Source organism: Lwoffella lincolnii (genome assembly GCF_002014765.1).
In the GTDB taxonomy this organism is placed as follows: domain Bacteria; phylum Pseudomonadota; class Gammaproteobacteria; order Pseudomonadales; family Moraxellaceae; genus Psychrobacter; species Psychrobacter lincolnii.
In genome coordinates this window covers 81336-99067 of record NZ_MUYT01000008.1, presented here as the reverse complement: position 1 = coordinate 99067, position 17732 = coordinate 81336, and the positions used below count along the sequence as shown (strand labels likewise).

Genomic DNA, 17732 nt, shown 5'->3' with positions numbered 1-17732 from the left:
ACGCTTGACGCTTGACGCTTTAAGACGGTTTAAGACGGTTTAAAAAGACGGTAAACATGTGATGATTGATTGAAGATTTTTGCCAATATGCGTGGCTATTTTAGCACAAATTTTAACTTGGCATGTTGTTTTGGGGTGTATGGCATGTCCTGTCTTGATGTTTTACAATGAGTGTTCATTTTTGGTTTTTTGTTTATCAGCTTGTACTTCTGGCTGACGCAAATTTTTGGCAATCTTATCCATGACGGCATTGATGAGCTTATGAGCATCGGTTGCCCCAAAATGGACATTGAGCTTCATTGCTTCATCTAACACCACTTTATAGGGGATATGTAGGCTATGTTTAAGCTCATAAGTGCCAATGAGTAAAATGGCATGTTCGATGATGTCAAGTTTGGATAACTCTCTGTCAAGTTGGCTGACAATCAGGGATTCTAATTCATCAATTTGGGCAGGGATATCACGCATCAGCTGATGATAGTAGCCTAAATGTACGGTGTGCATGGCATTATCAGCACGAGTACGGGCAGCGATGGCGTGTGGTGGGTTGGATTGCCAATTATGTTGACCCATTTGGGCAAAACGACGGTCAGTCATCAGCCATTCATAAAGACCTTGTAGGGCAAAGCGTCTTGCCTTGCGTACGGCGGTGTGAGTGGTTTTGTAGGTGATGGTTTGGCTGTTGTTACCGTTGTTATCGTTGTTATTGCTTGGCTCAATGTTTGTTTGAGCATTGTATTTATCTTTGGGCATGGAATATTGGTGTCTTTAATCTTTAGTGAATTGATGATACTTTTGTAATACTTTAGTGATGCTTAGATAAGGTGATGCTTAGATAAGTTTGGGGCGATTTCTTGTATGGATTGCCCTTATGATTGTTTTGATGGCACAAATATGGCTTAGGTGTTTGTATCATCAGCAGATAAGTCATCTAACTGATTTAATACCGACACCATCTCAAGAGCAGTCATGGCGGCTTCTGAACCTTTGTTGCCTGCTTTTGTGCCAGCTCGCTCAATGGCTTGTTCAATGCTATTGGTGGTTAATACCCCATTCACCACAGGGATATCATAGTCAGTTGCCACTCCACCCAAACCTTTTGCTGATTCGCCTGCCACATAATCAAAGTGGGGTGTGCTGCCACGAATGACCGCACCAAGAGCGATGATGGCATCAAAGTGGTCAGATTCCGCCATGCGTTGGGCAGTAATGGGTAACTCAAATGCCCCTGGCACACGCACCACGGTGATGTTGTTGCCAACCACGCCATGACGCAATAAGGTGTCAATCGCTCCGTCTACCAAGGATTCAACGATATAACCGTTAAAACGACCAACCACAATGCCGATACGGGTGTTGTGATTGTGGTGTAGCTGACCGTCAATGTGGGTGATGTTGGCTTTGTGTTGAGATAGGTTCATGATGTGTCCTAATGTATCAATGTGCGTGGTATCAATATGCTTGGTATCAATGTGCGTGTCAATGCAATGTGCGTGTCAATATGCCAAAAAGCCATTAAGTACGCTTAATGGCTTTTTTGTGTCATGTGTTTTTGGCACTCATCATGCCAAGGCCTGTTTTGCCTGCTCAGTTAAAGCAGTGAATGCTTTGGCATCATGCATTGCAATGTCAGCCAACACACGGCGGTCAATCTCAATATTGGCACGCTTTAAGCCGTTGATAAAGCGATTGTAGCTTAAGCCATTTTGACGAGCACCTGCGTTAATACGAGCAATCCACAAACGACGGAATGAACGCTTTTTATTACGGCGGTCACGATACGCATATTGACCAGCTTTGGTAACTGCCTGTACCGCCACACGATACACACGAGAGCGTGCCCCATAGTAGCCTTTGGCACGATTTAAGATTTTTTTATGACGGCGATTTGCTTGTACACCACGTTTTACACGAGCCATGATGCTCTCCTATATTATGTAATCAAAAAATTGCGAAAAAAAAAGACAGATTTAGATGTATGGACACATGCGGCGGATAGATGCTTCATCTGACTTGTGTACCATTGTTAATCCACGCAATTGACGAATACGCTTAGGAGATTTTTTGGTTAGAATATGACGCTTAAATGCTTGCTTACGCTTAAAGCCAGTGGCGGTTTTTTTAAAACGCTTAGCAGCACCACGTTTGGTTTTTAATTTAACTTTCATAAGAAGACCTCTTAATCACACAATGCTTGATTTTACAATGACATTGCCTTGATAAAATACCTGTTTGTCATACAGCGGGTTAACTTAATGAGTGAACACCCAATGAGTTTGGGTTTAACAGTCAAAAACTTTTAACAGCCTAAAGACTTTTGAACAGCCTAAAGGCTAAGCTGTTTTAACGCTGTCTTTGAGTTGTCTTAAAGCATGACTGAAAACCGCCATATGCCTTGAGGTGGGAGATGAGATTTTAGCAAATTGGTTCTTTTTTGGCAATGATTATATTTGGCAATGATCATCAAAGATTTTTTTATCAAAGGTTTTTATCAAACGTTTTCTTGACTGTTTTTTGTCTTGTCATGGTTGTGTCATCTCATTGTCCAAACGGTCAGTATGGATAAGTAGGATTGTACGCCTGTACACTAAGTGATTTTTGCTGGATTTTTTGTGATTTTCTATACAACTTTTGCCATGATGCTGATATGATACAAAGGTTTACTTTTACAAAAAATGCAATGATGGCGATGATGAAATAATACATTCTATAAAATGTCTTCTATAAAGATACGATATTAAAAACACCTTCTGCTTTACCTTGTTAAAGACATCATCAATGAAAATAAATAAGATTAAGGAGCTTATCTTGGCAACGCAAGAAATCACGCTAAATGAAAGCATGTTTGTGTTTGAGACCGTCATGCGTGTCCGCTATACTGAGATTGATGTTGGACAGTTTTTGACCATGGAAGCCATGTGTGCCTTGCTGACTGAAGCAAAAGCACGCTACTTTTATTCGCAAGGCATCAAGGACGTGAATGCCAATTATCAAGGTCCCATCATGACGGATTTACAAATCAATTTCCCCACACGTATTAAGGCCAGAGAAGAGTTATTATTTGAAGTGGGTATCGATGGCATCAATCAGCATACTGCCAATATGATTTTTAAGGTCAGTCGCATGTATGATGGCTCTTTGGTTGCTAAGGCTCAAGCCAATATTGTTAACTTTGATTATCGCAAAAATCAAATGACCACATTTGATGATGAACTGATGCAAGCTTTGTATCATGAACCCTTTGAAATTTGATAAACTCGATTTGATAAATTAAGGTAACTGCCATGTCTGCTGTCATTTCTTCTGCCGATTGGCTAGATGCCCCACAGTACAATGCTGATGGACTGATACCAGCCATTGCTCAAGACCACGCCAGTGGACGCATTTTGATGATGGCTTGGATGAATAAAGAGGCGTTAAAGCTCACTGCACAAACCAACACAGCGGTGTATTTTTCTCGTTCTCGTGGTCAGTTGTGGCATAAGGGCGAAACGTCAGGGCATACCCAAATTGTTCATGAAATCCGCCTAGATTGTGATGCTGATGTCATCGTATTAATGGTAACGCAGTTAGGGGGCATCGCTTGCCATACAGGACGAGCGTCTTGTTTTTATCAGCGATTAGACACCCAAAGTCCCACCCCAACTTGGCAGACGGTTGATGCTGTTTTAAAACCCCCGCATGATATTTATGGCAACAACAATCATAATGACGATAATCCTAACAACAACAATCACAACAACAATCATAACGACAATCAACACACTTCTTCTGCCACATTTAACAGCCAGCCAGCCACCATATTGATTGAGTTGGATAAACAACTACACGCTCGTAAAACTGCCGATGCTGATGATTCATACGTTGCCAGTTTGTATGCCAAAGGCATCAATAAAATCTTAGAAAAAGTGGGCGAAGAAGCCACCGAAACCCTGATAGCTGCCAAAGATTATGCACATCACTTATCACAAACAAACACAACAAACCGCTTGGATAAACCAACCAATGCGTCACAAGTGATTATAAAAAATGATTTGATTTATGAAATTGCTGACTTATGGTTTCATACAATGGTCATGTTGGCGTGGTTTAATATGGACTCAAGCCATGTATTGACAGAGTTGGCAAGGCGGTTTGGTTTGTCTGGATTGACAGAAAAAGCCAATCGTAACAACAACTAAGCGTCTTTTGGTCAATGTTGGTCAAGACAAGAGATGGCATTTGACCTTTATTGGCATCATTTTTTTGGCTTGTGCCAAAACAAAAATAAGCAAACATATAAGGAACATGACATGGGCGGCGGTTTTTCTATTATCCATTGGATTATTTTATTGGTGGTGGTGGTGGTGGTGTTTGGTACTGCCAAGCTTAAAAATTTTGGTAAAGATGTGGGTGGTGCGGTCAGAGATTTTAAAAATGCGGTCAGAGACGATGAAAAAGAACAGCGTGTCCAACAAAACCGTGTGTTAGACCATGAAGCATTAGACCATAAAAAAAACACACCTGCTGACCAGCGTGTTTATCAAGATGAGCAACAAGGTTGATTGGGTTTTTGACTTTTTGGTTTTTGATGCGATGCGATGATGTTTGATATTGGTTTTTCTGAACTGCTGATTTTCTCAGCGTTGGCTTTGATTATTTTAGGGCCAGAGAAGTTGCCACAGGCGGCACGTACGGCAGGGCAATGGTATGCCAAATTTCGCCGTACTGTTGCCAATTTACAACATGACATTGAAACTGAGCTGGATTTGGCAGAAACTCGCAAACAGCTACAAGCAGAGCTGGCGAAAATTCGCCAAACTGAAGCACAAATACAACAACAAATGCAAGCGTTGCATGGTAACCTACAACAGATGCAACAACAAGCAGCCCAAAATAAAACCACGTATTTACCAGCAGATGTTAGCCAGATGGCTAATGTGCCATTGGCAGGGCGTTGGTTTGTGATTGGTGATGCAGAAAAAATGCGTCGCCTACCGCCTGCACCCAGATTGCCCAATTTACGTGCTGACCCCTTACTTAATCAAGTCCTGTTGACAAATCAGTCATCACTTGTCGACCAAAACCATCTCAATAAAAACCATCTCAATCAAGATAAGCCCAACCAAAATAACATCAACCAAAATGACCCTAAAAAATAAACAATTTAAGCCCAATTCGCATGAACGCAGACCATCAGTCCAAAGACTCACAAAAATCGGACACCCCCAGCCCTGCTACCGATGACAGCACCACCTTGTCCACCCAGCAGTCTCAACAAAGCAATGTGCCAGAGACGTTAAGCGACATGCCCATTACCGAACATCTGATTGAGCTACGTGGTCGTTTGATTAAGATTTTTGGGGGCGTGTTGCTGATTTTTTTATTATTGGTTGGGTTTGCTCGAGAGTTGTATGCGTTGTTTTCAAGTCCTTTGGTGGCGTTATTACCTGCTGGTTCGTCCATGATTGCCACTGATATAACCACGCCTTTTATGACACCCATCAGATTGACGTTATTTTTGGCGGTATTTTTGGCAATGCCGATGATTTTATATCAAATTTGGGCGTTTGTTGCCCCTGGCTTGTATAAGCACGAAAAGAAAATTGCCGTTCCTGTTTTGCTGTCATCGGTGGTGTTGTTTTATGCAGGGGTGGCGTTTGCTTATTATGTGGTGCTGACAGGGGTGCTAAGGTTTTTTATTCTGTTTGCACCTGATAATGTATTACCGATGACCGATATTGACAGTTATTTAAGTTTTGCCATGAAGCTGTTTTTGGTGTTTGGGGCGACGTTTGAAATACCTGTGTTAACGTTGCTGTTGGTGTTGGCAGGGGTGGTATCTACCAAGTCGCTGGCGGATAAGCGTCGTTATATCATTGTTGGTTGTTTTGCGGTTTCGGCTGTGGTAACACCGCCTGATGGTCTGTCGATGTTGTTGCTTGCCATTCCCATGTGGTGGTTGTTTGAGTTAGGATTGGTGTTGGCAAATGTGTTGCTGACCCAAAAAAGCAGCCGTTAGATTGCTTATGCTGATGTTTGTTCCTAACTCACCAAGTCAAAGACCGTCGTTAAAGACCATCAGAGTAAAAGAGATGGGTGGAGCATGACGCACGATAAGTTAAATTGATGCTTAAGTAACGCTAATGTGTTTTAATTGATATCAATTGATATCAACACACCAATATTTGGTTGTAACATACTCTTCAATGCCGTATTTTGAACCCTCACGCCCAAATCCTGATTGCTTGATGCCGCCAAATGGGGCAACTTCAGTAGATAATACGCCTGTGTTTTGGGCAACCATGCCATATTCTAAGCCTTCGGTTACCCGCCATGAGCGTTTTAAATCTTGGGTATAAAAATAAGCTGCCAAGCCATAAATGGTTTTATTGGCGTGGTTCATCACTTGTTCTTCGTCATCAAAAATAAACACAGGCGCAATCGGTCCAAAAATTTCTTCGTGAGCAATGTCCATATCATCACTAATATCGGTAATGATTGTTGGCTCAAAGCTTAAATCAGAAGCATGATGTTTTTGTCCGCCTGTAACAAGCGTTGCCCCTTTATCAGTCGCATCTTTTAGCAGTTTTTGCACTTTGTCTAATGCGTCTTGGTTGATGAGCGGTCCAATCTCCACATCTGAGTTCATGCCATTGCCAACGTTAAGTGCGTCAACTTTTTGCTTAAAAAGGCTTAAAAATTGGTTTTTTATTGATGAATGCACGTAAATTCGGTTGGCACACACACACGTTTGTCCAGCGTTGCGATACTTTGACGCAATCAACCCTGTAACAGCATGGTCAAGATTGGCATCTTCAAATACGATAAAAGGGGCATTACCACCCAGCTCCATTGACAGTTTTTTTACCGTCGATGCACACTGAGACATTAATGTTCGACCCACTTCGGTTGAACCTGTAAAGGAGAGTTTTTGAATACGGTCATCTTGGGTGAATACTTCGCCCACAATCGAAGACTTGCCTGTGATGATTTGTAAAACCCCTGCAGGCAGTCCAGCACGTAGGGCAAGTTCTGCTAATGCTAAAGCTGTCAATGGTGTTTCGGTTGCAGGCTTAACAAGCATGGTACAACCTGCTGCCAAAGCAGGAGCAACCTTACGAGTAATCATTGCCGCAGGAAAATTCCATGGGGTAATCGCTGCACACACACCAATGGGTTGTTTTAAGATGACATAACGCAAATTTTTATCAGTGGCAGGGATAACATCTCCATACACTCGTTTGCCCTCTTCGGCAAACCAACGTATAAAGCTGTTGGCATAGTCTATCTCACCTCGAGATTCACTGATTGGCTTGCCTTGTTCGCTGGTCATGATGGTCGCCAAATCTTCTTTGTGCTGGTCAATCAAATCTGCCCATTTGTTTAATATGTGACTGCGTTCTTTGGCGGTTTTTTTTGCCCACTTGGTTTGAGCTTGATGTGCAAATGTGACTGCTTGAGTGACTTGTTCTTTAGACAGATTAGGAATCGTGCCGATGACTTGACCGTTAAAGGGGTTAATGACATCAGACGTGTCATTGTTACTGGTATTGGTATTGTTACTGGTCTCACTGGCGTTAATCCACTGATTGTTAATAAACGCTTGCTGACGCAGTAAACTTGGGTCTTGTAAAGTAGGCATGGTCATTTCCTTTTATCTTATCGTTGTCATAAACAGACTGTCAAAATCATCTTTCATGGTTGATGACGCAAATTTTTGATGACGCATCATTTATTATAATGGTAAATCCATTAAATCCATTAATCAATATTTAAGCAAATAACTTGCCAAAGAAACTTGGAATGACCCAATTTGCTTTGACCTTGTAGAGGCGTGCAGTACGCCAGCTGTCCAAAAAATTACCCCCAGTTGGTAGGGGTTTAGATGGTAAAAGTGAATCATACATTTTATATGTTTTTTACTGGCTGTTAATTTGCTATAGTCTTATCTCATCTTATCCCATTTAGTCTGCCATTTATTTAAGTTGCTTATGTCTCACATAAACATGCCCATCTATATGAACCAGCCAACCGAAGAACAGCTCACGGCATTGAACATGGCGATGGATGGCAAGTCATTTAAGATTGTGGCGTATGCTGGGGCTGGTAAGACCACAACCTTAAAGTTGATTGGTGAACGGTTGCGTGGTCGGGGGCTGTATTTGGCGTTTAACAAGGCAATTGCCACAGAAGCTCAAACTAAGTTTCCAGCACATGTGGAGTGTCGTACCTTTCATTCATTGGCATATCGTCATGTGCCACGAGACATCACCGCCAAGCTGTCGTTGCCTCGTTCATCGCTTGACCGTTTGGGCAATGATTTGGGGTTAGAGCGTGTGCAGGTAAGACGTAAAATTGAAGGCAAAAATCAACTGGTTACTTTATCGCCTGCTCGGTTGGCACGCTTTGTCAGCGATGCGGTCAGCCAATTTTGTAGCACGCACGCCAGTTACCCAGCGTCTCGCCACATTCCTTTGCCCAACTGGATTGCTCAAGATGAAGCCGAACAGCTCAGAGAACGACTGTACCCTGCTGTGGAACAACGTTGGCTACAATCGATAGACCCCCGTCATTCTGCTGGTATTGGGCATGACATTTATCTGAAACTGTGGGCATTATCTAGGCCTGTTATCCCTGCCGATTTTTTGTTATTTGATGAAGCTCAAGATGCTGACCCTTTAATGATGGGCATTTTGACTCAGCAGCCCAGCCAAGTCATCTATGTGGGTGATGCTCATCAACAAATATATGAATGGCGTGGGGCGGTTAATGCCATGAAACGCTTACCCTTGCCTCAGTCTTTATTAACCCAGTCGTTTCGTTTTGGTGAGCCGATTGCCCAAATTGCCAATGTGTTTTTAAAAGCATTACAAGAAGAGGTGCCACTTAGGGGCAATCCAAATAAGCAGTCAGAGGTGGTTAAAATACCAAAGCAAGGGCAAAAAGATGCCATACTGTGTCGCACCAATGCCGCTGCCATGGTGCAATTATTGTCTGGACTTAAGCAAGGGTATAAAATAGCCCTACAAGCTGACACTGAACGCATGCTTAAGTTTTGTGAAGCAGCAAATAACCTTAAACAAGGTTATCCCGCTTATGGTGTGCCCGAGTTGGCGTATTTTTATAATTGGCGTGATGTACAAGACTATGCTGAGACCAGCGAGGGCAGCGACATCAAGACTTTGGTTAAATTGGTAGATGACCACGGCACAAACGTGCTCATCAAGGCCGTCAATCGGCTAAGCCAACCTGCCCACGCCGATTATGTCATCTCCACCGCCCATAAAGCCAAGGGGCTTGAATGGTCAAAAGTACAGCTTGATGACGATTTTTATTATGATGTCAGCACACACGGCATCAAAGTTGCCCCAGAAGAGTTGCGACTTTTATATGTGGCAACCACACGGGCACAGCAACATTTGGACATTCATGCCATCAGCGATTTGGTGAATGGATTGCAGGCAAATAAAAAGCTGATATTCACCTGATTAGTATTTTGCGTTTATTGATATTTTTGATAATTAAAACTCATAGGGACATTAAAGGTTATCGTTTTTTTTGCTTGTAATAACGTAGCAGGTGGTGGGGGTAATGGTGAAGCACGCTTAGTGGTGGCAATTGCTTCATTGTCTAGTATGTTTTTTGAGCTAGATTTAGCAATCGTGACTGCCTGAACCACACCATTGGCATCAACGGTAATTTTTAAAAAAACCTGTCCACCCCATTGCTTTGCAAGTGCTTGTTTGGGGTATATTAGGTGATGTTCTAATTGTAGACGAACTTGTGCTTGCCAATTTTGTTCTAAAACGGAATAAGACATGTCATTTTGAGTGGTTTTATGACCTTCATCTGCGACATCTGTCATCGTGTTGTGCGTACCAGTGTTGTATGTACCATTAGTGTGCATATCATCATTTGATGTGTTTACAAAATCTGTATTACCGTCTTTGTTGATATTTATCTGATGTATTGCTGACTTTTGATTTGTTTTATTATCAGACAACTGTTCATCGAAGAAATTATTGGTTTGATTATCCAAAGACTTGGGATTAATTATGCTTTCATCTGTTTTCTTTTCTCTTTCAAGTTCATTCTCTTTTCCAAGTTCATTCTTTTTTTCAGGTTCTGTTTGTTTATCAGATGGTTGGTTGTTAACCATCTGATTGATTTGACTGCTGATGGTGGATAATGATTTTAACGGCTTGTTTAATGTGTTATGCACGCTATTTTTAGGTGTGGTTTTTATTGTGTTATTGGTATTATTATTAGAACTGGTATTATTATTTTTGTTAGTATTATTGCTATTATCCGTTATTGTGACTAACGGCTCTGATGCGGATTTGGTTTGATTTAGATTTATCATTTCTATCACCAATGGGGTGATAGAGCTTTTTGGCAGGTCAGGTATTTTGACTGTCCATAACAACATGATCACCATGATATGCAGTATCGATACCAATAGACAGACAATAATCCGTTGTTGCCATGTTTTTAAAGTATGTTTAAGTATTCTATGTGTCATCATATATGTTATTTAAACCATACTTTCTAGAATCGTAAATTTGCTCCAATTTTTACTGTCCGCCCTCTGGCATAGTTATTAAATAAAAAACTTTCACCGTCTTCACCATATTGTTCGTTATTTGAATTTTGGCGGTTTAATGGGTGAATATAGAGCTTATCAAAAACATTTTCTACCCCTAAATATACCGATGTATTTTTGTTAAACTGATATGACATGTTTAAGTCAGTGATAATGGGGGCTGTAGGTAAGGTCTGTAATTTATAAGTGGTTATGCCATCATCTGACTGCAGACCATCAGGTCTTAAACGAACATTTTTACCATAGTATCTCAACGTACTAGCAAGCTGAAGTTTCTCATTAAAGCCTTTTGTGCCAACATTTAGTGTCCAATAGGATTCTGGTAAACGGCTTGTTGCACCACCTGAAAACCCAAAGTCACTATGCCCTGAGTGGCTATCAACAGGTTGGTCAGACTGAATGCGAGTAAAAGATAATGTGCCAAAAATAGGGGATGCGGTATAATTAGCAGTTAATTCGTAACCATGGCTGTAAACAGGTTTAACAGAATTTACCGCCAGTTTGGCATGGAAGCTGGCGTTGGCATCGTTGATATTATTAGACAAGTTGCCATCTTTTTTTAAATAAAATGACTGTACATGAATATAATCATCAATACGGCTATTAAAATGCACCGCTTTGATTCCTAAAGTATCATTATCCTTAAACACGCCTGTTTTTAGTGTGTTAAAGCCAATCTCATTGGTTTTGGCGACTTCTGGACGCAAAAATGGGTTCATCGATCCGCCCCCTTCATTATTAAAAAATACTTCTTGAATATTGGGCATACGACTGGTTTGAGCGTGGCTAATAAATGGGCGAAACCAATCGTTGATATGTGCTGATAACTGAATTTTTGCTTGTGTTTTGTTATCTTTTTTATTAATAGTCGCCTCACCTTGTGGAAAACAACGAACCACAATGCCCGCCACCTCACCACATGCAGGCTTAAAACCATTGAACTTACTTTGAGTATGCCCCACAGACCAATCCAATGTATATTTTCCTTTTTCTAAGGTGTTATTCATATAATAACCTAAAATGGTTTGTTTGCCTGTTGGAGCAAAAGGGGTGTGAATTTCATTGTCATTATTCTGTCCTTGAACTTGTCTTTGGTAGTCATTTTGTTGCAAAGATACCCCAATGGTGGTACTGATGTCAGCGAATTTAGGATAAAAATAACTGGTATTATTAACATCAATCAGGCTTGAGCGATTGATGCTTTTTGCTTTGTCTAACTGAAAGTACTTGGCAGATGGATTTAATGTCTGTTCATTTATTGTCATGTTTGCCAAAAATGATAGGTCAATCCAATTAGATAAATCAGTTTGACTTGGTGCATAACGATAATTCAGTCCATAAGATTGACTGCTTAAAACTCTTCCGCCACTATTTAAATCATAATCTCTGACAGATAATGTGGTTTTATGATTATCATTTTGATAGTTTATTTTTGCTAAATAGGAGCGGGGCTTTTGTACATTTGAAACAGCATAAGCGTTACTGCTTGCTGATTTACCATCACCACGTTGATAGTCTGTGCCTTTATTTGCACCACTTAAGGCCAACACTGCTCCCAATTTTCCCTGACTCATTGGTATTTTAGTTGCCAAGGCAATCATGGCATTGCTGCCCAATTTATTGTTGCCATGACTGTATTTTAGTTGCCCACCAAAATGTTGTTCATTTGTTAACACATCTTCCACATCTAATGTGCGAAAATTGGCATTGCCCATCAACGCATTCATGCCACCAGCACCCACCATTCCTCCTCTATGAATGTCTGCTCCTACTAAAAAATTGGGGTCAATGACCGCACCAAAGGTACTGGACGTACCTGCACCACCCTCATGAAAGCCTTTATCATCTTCGCTACTTGCTGTTATTCCAAATAAAGTCTGTGGGACACCATCAATCAAGGTATTCACTCGCCCAAAACCCGTCATACCACGCACATTTACCTGCAATGTGCCTTGGTTTGTATCCATATAGGTAAATGTACCAGGTAATGCCCGTATCACGCTATCAAGTCCTGTAACACTTTCTTCTATTTGTTTTTCATGAATACTAGATACTGAACCAGCTTTTTCAAATAGTTTATGCTCCTTTTTATTTTCTTGTGCATGGACGCTAACTTCATCTAAGATTATCGTTTTAAATGCGTCATGATGACCATCATTCGCCTTGGTCTGTGCGGTGGTAATGAGTATTAATATAAAAGTGGTGGTTATTTTATTCATGGGTTTACCAAGGATTAGTTTTTAAAAATTTTCAGGTAGTCATGTGTTTGATTATGGCAGCATTTTTATTGCATTATTGCTGTAATATATCTAACATAAACGCATAAGATAGGGCATTGTTCATCATTCTTCCATCGCCTGTTTTATGTCCACCATCATGCACTTTTAATAACACATGATTGTCTGATTCATTCATTGAACGTAACTTCGCCACAAATTTTAATGCCTCCGTAGGCGTACTTCTGACATCTTCTTGTCCTACAATCACCAACATATTAGGATAGACCTTGGGTGTTAATATCTCATATGGGCTATAGCTTTTGATGATATTATAAGCATGCTTATTGGTTGGATTGCCCCATTCTTCATATTCACTTTTGGGTAAAATTACCCCCTTTCTTAACATAGGAGATAAAACATCAAGCAAAGGCATATGTAGCACACAGCCCCGATACAGCTGAGATGCTTGTACACATGCGTTAGCTATCAATAATCCACCTGCACTTTCGCCCATGGCAAAGGTTTTTTGTGGTGTGCTGATGCCTTGTTTCTGTAAAAATTGTGTGGCGGCAATAAAATCAGCAAAACTGTTTGGCTTATTTAAACCTTGCCCTGCATGATGCCATGCTTCTCCTAGCTCACCACCCCCTCGCACATGTACCAAAGCATACACAAATCCTCTATCCAATAGACTTTTGTAACCCATACCATACATCGGATTTAAGCTATGCCCATACGCCCCATAACCATAAACCAGTAAGGGTCTGTCTATTAATTGCGGTAACTGAGTTGACCCAACTTGTGATTTTTTATACACCAAGGTAATGGGAATAGGGGTGTTATCCTTGCTTTTGGCGATAAGCCGTTGGCTTGTTACAGAAGAGTCTAAATTACTTGGTTTATTAAGTAATTGACCTGTATTTAATTGATAAGTAAGAACGGTTTTCGGTGTGGTCATTGATGTATAACCAACTCTCAGTAGGTTTTTGCCAAAATTAAGTTCACCTAAGTTCTCACTGAACCCGCTACTTTGTAGCCATACCGTGGCATGCTCTTTCGGTAATTCTAACTTGTGCCACATTGATTGATTTGATTGGTTAGAATCAGAATTATTTTCAATGGGTCGATAAAGTAATGTCGTTACCCCATTTTCTTTTAACTTAATAATCAGCCAATCACCTGTGATAAAAAAACTTTCGAAACTTTGGTTTTGTTTTGGGGTAAAAACTGTCCGCCATTTATCTAATTCATCATCAGATAAAGAATTCATTTGATAAAAAGTAAAATTAGGCATGGAATTTCCCTGCCTATCACCATTAGTTTTAAGATAAAATCCTCCATTTTTATTATGGTCTAAATAATATTCCACGTTGGGGGTTCTTGCTTTAAATAGGGTGGGTATTAAACGATTGACTTTTTTATCTAAATACCAAACTTCTCCTGATGTTTGACTATTTATGGTGATGAATACATATTCATCTGAGCTTGCTGTACTCAAACTGACATAAAGCCCATAATGACTTTTATGTATACTGGTACTTTGTTTGGTTTTTAGCGAATATGCCAATACTTCATTGCCTGCTTGGTTAACATACAGTAAAGTGTCATCATTTAGCCAAACAAAATCACCATTAGTATCATCAAAAATGATAGGGGTTATTTGTTGATTGGTTTGGTTTAATGAAGTAATGGCTATCTGATAATTTTCGTTACCTTTGGTATCATAGCCAATAGCAACATGAGTACCAGTTGAATTTATTTTTGGGTATTTTATGTCATAAAAATTCATCACTGATTTTTGTTTGTCACCTTGCCATAATGGTCGCCAAGCATTGGGTAAACTTTTATTTTCTATTTTGGGTTGATAATAAAATTTAGGCATACCAACCAGCGATTTTTTAAAGACAAATTTCCCATGTTGCCAATATTCCCACTTGGGTTGCTTAACTTGACGTTGTTTCATCTCTTCAATGAGGGTATCAGCTAAGGTTAAGTCTAAAATTGTATTTGCATGGGCATCTTCTTGTATTAGTCCATGTTTTACTGCTTTGGCATCGTGAACCAACCATTCATAATCATCAAGGCGTAAATCATCATGCCAATTTGTAAAATTTGGCTGTTTATCAATGATGGGAGCAGTATTTATCAAAACTGGCACGTTGTTTTTTGCCCAAACTGGGTATGATGTTATAAATAATAAAGATAGAACTGATAAATATTTTTGCTTGAACATGTTAATTATCCAATCTAAACATGGATTTGGCTATGTGATGAGCATATGAGCCACATGATGAAAAAAAACAAATGTGGTAGATTAATCATTAATTACCCAAATAAAGTCAGCTTCCTTACTGTCAGCTTCTGTCAGCTCATTCACCATTACAATCACAGCACCATTGGGTTTATTGGGCATTTTTTCGGTGATATCTAACACATGTATGGGAACGCCAATATGCTTATCTGCATGAAGATTACCTGTTAATAAAAATGCAGGTTGTTTTGCTGATAGTAGTTTTTCTGCCATGCGTCTATCACGAAACTGTTGAACCTGTACCATGTGGTCTACAATTTGTTGTTGGGTTTGACTTAGTGCTTTACTTGAACCTATCGAATGGTTGGCTAGAATATGTTCTTTAATGGTATTTTGAATATGCGAACTGGTTGATTTATTTCCTTTAATGGGATACGCTCCTTGCATGAGTATTTGAACTTCATCATTGGTCAAATTGGTGGCAATGAGATTATAGTTATGAATAAATGGGTGTTTCACTAAATCACCATATATTGACCAGTCCCATGAATTTTGCCAATTTAGAGCAGTTTTTAATGATTGATGGTTAAGCATTTGGGGGTTTTGTTGTATCTTATCTATTAACGGTTGCTGGTCGATGCGTAACATCTCCAGTAATAGACTGCCTTGTTTTCGTTGACCATGCAGGGCTTGCAATAATGCTAATGCCAATTGATGCTGAGTGGCATTGTTGTGATATTCCCCTAAAATTAAATAATCTTTATCTGCCAAATATGTTACAAATTCATCAAACGTCATGCGTTCATGGCTTCCTGCCACAAAAATTTGTGATTTATTTATCAGGGTTGATAACTCTAGATTTGAATGTGTGCTTTGTGTCTGCTCAAGCTGTTTTATGTGTTGATTAGATTGATGGTTTTCCCAATGGTTTAATGAGTAGTCTGAGGCACACCCCATTAATATGACAGCAAAAATAACAGCCATCATCAATATGGAGATTGGTACATCTAAAGGTTTATCAATATTCATAAGGATTTATTATCCGATGATGTCTGTCAAACTTTGAAAACCATGTGATTGGTATGTGGTTTTTAGGTAACTTCAGGCTGTACATAGCGTCTGCCTTACTCAAAAACCACTGCTCGAACCACACCAGTTGAATTTTTACCCACACTTCTGATTGTTCCTGAATGAGAATTGAGTGCATACACATTATTATCATCAGCCATGTCAGGTGTTGATGACCAGTACCATGTTGCATCATCTTGTTTGTCAAATCCTTTAAATACCGATTCATTGATGGCGGGCCCATGGCAAGCATGCTCAACCAAACTCATCAATTGCTTTACATTGGGTAAATAAGTGTTCTTTCCCATGCTAGCTACTGATTGTAAAGCGGTCTGCCAACTATTAAATACTGTGGCATTACCTACACAGTTTTGAGAAGTGTTATCCCATGTTTGCCCAATGGCACAACGTTGCCAAATAATGTTGGTTTTTGTGTCTTTGATTTTTGAACCATCACCTATAGGCGTAAAGCGACTGCTGGGGGTGGTTTTAGGTAAATCAAAACAGTCAGCCTGTGCCAGTTGTGTGCCACCTAGAAAAATCATCAAAACAACACCTCCCATCTTTAGCTGTTGTTTTAGTGTTGGCGTTAATGAATACATGAATAAATCCTTAATGAATAATGGCAGTTATCACGGATAATTATTTACAAAATAATTATTTACAAAATTGCTGATTAATCAGTAACAGCACGTACGGCATGCTGGGTATTGCGACCATGTTTACCTTGGCTAAGGTATGGTCTCAGTTGTAGTGTTTTTAACCAAGCTGTGTGTTCATGGGTATAATCATCAGCACTGATGGTTGCTGACCAATATCTCACTTCATCAGCATCACTTACTGGCAAATCATTGGCGAAAAAATCATCAATGGGTTCTTGAGTTTTTGGATTTTTACCAAAGTCAACTAAGGCATACAATTCATAGATTTGTGGCAGTCGCCAGTTATCTTGCCCACAATAACGCCGTGCATTTAGTGCTTTAACATAATTTTCAGCTTCAGAAAAAGTGTAACGTTTGTCTTTATTGGTGGTGGTTTTCTTTTCCCAATATTGTTTGGTGTTGACATCTTGTATACATTCATCATGACTATTTGTTATTTTTATGTGCTGATATGACAATGGCTTGCCTGCTTTTATTTGTGCATCTTGCTTTAGATTTTGCCAATCATTGCTAAGTTTGGTGCAGTCTTTATGGTTACTGGTTTCATCAGCACACAAATTAACACCTGTGGCATTGATGTCTAGATGAGATTGGGGTGATAAAGACTGTGAATGATTTATGTTGGGGTTAGTGGTGATGTCTGTTGTTAAAGCTGGTTTTGATGATGTTATTTTATTGCTATCCACATGATTGTCATCACCACCACAGGCGGTTATCAAAGCTAATACCCCAATACCGAATAGTAATTGATGTTTTGGGTAATATTTCATGATGGTCTTTAACATGTCTGTATTAAAATATTGACTACTCATTCGCTCTCTACCATATCACCTGATACGTTTGGACAGTTTTGTTTATACGCTTAAATAATGATTAAGTAAGCACATCATTGATACGCCGTATATTTAGTATTATGCACAATTATCTAAAACAACACAATAATAATG

General features: G+C 39.8%; 17 protein-coding genes. 6 read left to right on the top strand and 11 right to left on the bottom strand.

Annotated features, from left to right (window positions below; genetic code table 11):
• Window positions 1-162: 162 nt before the first annotated feature.
• The 4 genes from nusB to rpmI all read right to left on the bottom strand — a co-directional run bounded on the left by nusB (window position 163) and on the right by rpmI (window position 2168).
• A complete protein-coding gene (gene nusB, locus B0682_RS06990) occupies window positions 163-753 on the bottom strand; it encodes a transcription antitermination factor NusB (protein ID WP_078307732.1) in 591 nt (196 codons plus the stop codon).
• 146 nt (window positions 754-899) lie between these two features.
• Window positions 900-1421: a 6,7-dimethyl-8-ribityllumazine synthase gene (gene ribH, locus B0682_RS06985; RefSeq protein ID WP_078307731.1), complete on the bottom strand. Its 522-nt coding sequence runs from the start codon at window positions 1419-1421 to the stop codon at window positions 900-902.
• A gap of 141 nt (window positions 1422-1562) precedes the next feature.
• Window positions 1563-1919: a 50S ribosomal protein L20 gene (rplT, locus tag B0682_RS06980; protein ID WP_078307729.1), complete on the bottom strand. Its 357-nt coding sequence runs from the start codon at window positions 1917-1919 to the stop codon at window positions 1563-1565.
• A gap of 51 nt (window positions 1920-1970) precedes the next feature.
• Window positions 1971-2168 carry a 50S ribosomal protein L35 gene (gene rpmI / locus B0682_RS06975; protein ID WP_078307728.1) on the bottom strand — a complete coding sequence of 66 codons (198 nt, stop codon included), beginning with the start codon at window positions 2166-2168 and terminating at the stop codon, window positions 1971-1973.
• A gap of 610 nt (window positions 2169-2778) precedes the next feature.
• Here rpmI and B0682_RS06970 point away from each other — a divergent pair.
• The 5 genes from B0682_RS06970 (at window position 2779) to tatC (ending at window position 6001) form a co-directional block, all read left to right on the top strand.
• Window positions 2779-3252 (top strand): acyl-CoA thioesterase, encoded by a 474-nt coding sequence (locus B0682_RS06970; RefSeq protein ID WP_240494912.1) that lies wholly within the window; start codon window positions 2779-2781, stop codon window positions 3250-3252.
• Window positions 3253-3296: 44 nt separating this feature from the next.
• Window positions 3297-4181 carry a phosphoribosyl-AMP cyclohydrolase gene (gene hisI, locus B0682_RS06965; RefSeq protein WP_205760118.1) on the top strand — a complete coding sequence of 295 codons (885 nt, stop codon included), beginning with the start codon at window positions 3297-3299 and terminating at the stop codon, window positions 4179-4181.
• Window positions 4182-4292: 111 nt separating this feature from the next.
• The gene (gene tatA / locus B0682_RS06960; RefSeq protein ID WP_078307792.1) at window positions 4293-4544 is read left to right on the top strand and encodes a Sec-independent protein translocase subunit TatA; all 252 of its coding nucleotides are present in this window, start codon (window positions 4293-4295) and stop codon (window positions 4542-4544) included.
• Between the two features lie 36 nt (window positions 4545-4580).
• Window positions 4581-5141 carry a Sec-independent protein translocase protein TatB gene (tatB, locus tag B0682_RS06955; protein WP_338044659.1) on the top strand — a complete coding sequence of 187 codons (561 nt, stop codon included), beginning with the start codon at window positions 4581-4583 and terminating at the stop codon, window positions 5139-5141.
• Window positions 5142-5287: 146 nt separating this feature from the next.
• On the top strand, window positions 5288-6001 hold the full coding sequence (tatC, locus tag B0682_RS06950; protein WP_240494918.1) for a twin-arginine translocase subunit TatC: 714 nt from the start codon (window positions 5288-5290) through the stop codon (window positions 5999-6001).
• A gap of 141 nt (window positions 6002-6142) precedes the next feature.
• Here the strand turns inward: tatC and B0682_RS06945 are convergent, their stop codons facing one another.
• Complete coding sequence (locus B0682_RS06945; RefSeq protein ID WP_078307723.1) at window positions 6143-7624, bottom strand: NAD-dependent succinate-semialdehyde dehydrogenase; 1482 nt, start codon at window positions 7622-7624, stop codon at window positions 6143-6145.
• A 349-nt stretch (window positions 7625-7973) separates the two neighbouring features.
• On the opposite strand from B0682_RS06945, the gene B0682_RS06940 reads away from it, so the two are divergent.
• Window positions 7974-9470, top strand: a complete 1497-nt coding sequence (locus tag B0682_RS06940; RefSeq protein WP_078307722.1) for a UvrD-helicase domain-containing protein — start codon at window positions 7974-7976, stop codon at window positions 9468-9470.
• A 14-nt stretch (window positions 9471-9484) separates the two neighbouring features.
• Here B0682_RS06940 and B0682_RS06935 read toward each other — a convergent pair whose 3' ends face one another.
• From B0682_RS06935 to B0682_RS06910, 6 genes are all read right to left on the bottom strand, one after another.
• Window positions 9485-10345, bottom strand: a complete 861-nt coding sequence (locus B0682_RS06935) for an energy transducer TonB (RefSeq protein ID WP_158077880.1) — start codon at window positions 10343-10345, stop codon at window positions 9485-9487.
• A gap of 185 nt (window positions 10346-10530) precedes the next feature.
• Window positions 10531-12804, bottom strand: coding sequence for a TonB-dependent receptor domain-containing protein (locus tag B0682_RS06930; protein ID WP_078307718.1), 2274 nt, complete (start codon window positions 12802-12804; stop codon window positions 10531-10533).
• A 73-nt stretch (window positions 12805-12877) separates the two neighbouring features.
• Window positions 12878-14962 carry a prolyl oligopeptidase family serine peptidase gene (locus tag B0682_RS06925; protein ID WP_158077879.1) on the bottom strand — a complete coding sequence of 695 codons (2085 nt, stop codon included), beginning with the start codon at window positions 14960-14962 and terminating at the stop codon, window positions 12878-12880.
• 156 nt (window positions 14963-15118) lie between these two features.
• Window positions 15119-16084 (bottom strand): ChaN family lipoprotein, encoded by a 966-nt coding sequence (locus B0682_RS06920; protein WP_078307715.1) that lies wholly within the window; start codon window positions 16082-16084, stop codon window positions 15119-15121.
• A 95-nt stretch (window positions 16085-16179) separates the two neighbouring features.
• Window positions 16180-16725 carry an Lcl C-terminal domain-containing protein gene (locus tag B0682_RS06915; protein WP_078307714.1) on the bottom strand — a complete coding sequence of 182 codons (546 nt, stop codon included), beginning with the start codon at window positions 16723-16725 and terminating at the stop codon, window positions 16180-16182.
• Between the two features lie 74 nt (window positions 16726-16799).
• The gene (locus tag B0682_RS06910; protein WP_158077878.1) at window positions 16800-17555 is read right to left on the bottom strand and encodes an Lcl C-terminal domain-containing protein; all 756 of its coding nucleotides are present in this window, start codon (window positions 17553-17555) and stop codon (window positions 16800-16802) included.
• Window positions 17556-17732: the final 177 nt, after the last annotated feature.